Below are 1852 nucleotides of genomic sequence, written 5' to 3' on the forward strand. Positions count from 1 at the left end.
GGCTGGTCAGTGGAGGTCGAACCAGTCGGGCACGCCGGCCCGGAACTGCTCACCGGTGAGGGCCCCGGCACCTTCCGGGATGGCCCCCCACAGCGGCGCACCGGTGACGCGCGGGAGGTCGATCAGGTTGCTCTCCTCGGCCAGGCCGGGCTCGGTCGGCCACGAGCCGATGACGACCCCCAGCAGGGGCAGCGAGCGCGCCGCCAGCGCCTCGGCGGTCAGCGCGGCCGTGTTGAGCGTGCCGAGCCCGGCACTGGCCACGAGCACCACCCCGGCGCCGATTCCCTTGTAGCGCAGCCCTGCTGCGAGGTCGGCCAGGGTGCCGCCGCGGCTGTCGAGCCGCACGAGCAGGCCCCCGGCACCCTCGACGAACACGACCTCCGACTCGGCCGCGATCTCGCCGATCCGCTTGGCGTGGACGGCCACCGGGGGCAGGGTCACCCCGACCCGGCGCGCGGCGGCCTCGGGTGAGAGCGGGTCGCGCAGCCGCACGAGCTCGTGCGTCGCGATGTCGTCGCCGGCGAGGCGGCGCACCTCGTCGACGTCCCCGGGCTCACCCGGCTCCAGACCGGTCTGCGCAGGCTTGACCACGGCGACGCTGCTGCCGCGCTCGTGCACGACGGCGGCCAGCGCGGCCGTCGCGACGGTCTTGCCGACCTCGGTTCCGGTGCCGGTGACGAAGACCACCGAGGTCAGCGAGCGCGGGTCAGCCATGGTCGGGCACCAGGGTCTCGAGCACGGCGCAGGCCCGCTCGAGGTCCGCGTCATCGAGGTCGGCATGCGCGGTGAGCCGCAGCCGTGAGGAGCCGTCGGGGGTCGACGGGGGCCGGAAACACCCGATCCGGATGCCGTGCGCGCGCGCCCGCTCGACGGCATCCACCGCTTCGTGAGGGCCCGGCATCCGCACCGACATGACGGCCCCTGCCGGCGCCGGGACCCCACATGCCTCGGCGAGGCGGGCGGCGGTGGCGCCGAGGCGGTCGAGGAGCTCGGGGTGGTCGGCGAGCACCCCCAGGGCGGCCAGCGCTGCGCCGGCCGCTGCCGGGGCGAGGCCGGTGTCGTAGATGAACGGTCGCGCCGTGTTGACCAGGTGCTCCCGGATGTCCGGGGAGGACAGCACCGCTCCCCCTTGGGAGCCGAAGGCCTTCGACAGGGTCCCGGTGACGACGACGTGCTCGGCCCCGGCCTGGCCGGCCGCCGCGACGAGCCCGCCACCGCGGGGCCCGACGACCCCCAGCGCGTGCGCCTCGTCGATGATCAGGAGGGCCCCGACCTCGTCCGTGAGGGCGATGAGGTCCTCGACGGGGGCGGCGTCGCCGAGCACCGAGTAGATCGACTCGGCGACGACGACGGCGCGCGGGGCGTCCCGGCGCGAGAGCAGGTCGGCGACGTGGTCGAGGTCGTTGTGGCGCGAGACCGTGACTGCGGCGCGCGACAGGCGGCAGCCGTCGATGAGGCTCGCGTGGGTGTGCTCGTCGCTGACGATGAGCGTGCCGGCATCGGCGAGGGTGGTCAGGGCCGCGAGGTTCGCCGCGTAGCCGGTGGACAGCACCAGGGCTGAGGGGGCTCCGGTGAGTTCGGTGAGGGCGGCCTCGAGCTCGTCGTGGATGTCGAGGGTGCCGCTGACCAGGCGTGAGGCGCCGGCTCCGCCGCCGTAGGTCTCGGCCGCCGCCACGGCCCCGGCGATGACGGCAGGATGGGTGCGCAACCCGAGGTAGTCGTTGCCGGCGAGGTCGAGCCCGTCCCCAGCCTTGGTCGTCGTGAGCCGTCGGGTCAGGCCCGCGGCGTCACGGGAGGCGGCCGCGGCGCGGATCCAGTCGAGGGGGCTGTTCACCTGCCCGATCCTCGCACG

General features: G+C 75.2%; 2 protein-coding genes. Both read right to left on the reverse strand.

Annotation, left to right across the window (positions count from 1 at the left end; translation table 11 throughout):
• Nucleotides 1-6: 6 nt before the first annotated feature.
• A complete protein-coding gene (gene bioD / locus PLL68_RS01335) occupies nt 7-714 on the reverse strand; it encodes a dethiobiotin synthase (protein WP_324530917.1) in 708 nt (235 codons plus the stop codon).
• Entirely contained in the window at nt 707-1834 is a 1128-nt protein-coding gene (locus PLL68_RS01340; protein ID WP_324530918.1) for an 8-amino-7-oxononanoate synthase, read from the reverse strand. The genes bioD and PLL68_RS01340 overlap by 8 nt, the downstream gene beginning before the upstream one ends.
• Nucleotides 1835-1852: the final 18 nt, after the last annotated feature.

It is taken from the genome of Ornithinibacter sp., assembly GCF_035443565.1.
Classification (GTDB): Bacteria; Actinomycetota; Actinomycetes; order Actinomycetales; family Dermatophilaceae; genus Fodinibacter.

Coding starts and splice junctions, on each gene's coding strand:
- bioD (WP_324530917.1), bottom strand. CDS start 714: ATGGCTGACCCGCGCTCGCTGACCTCGGTGGTCTTCGTCACCGGCACC.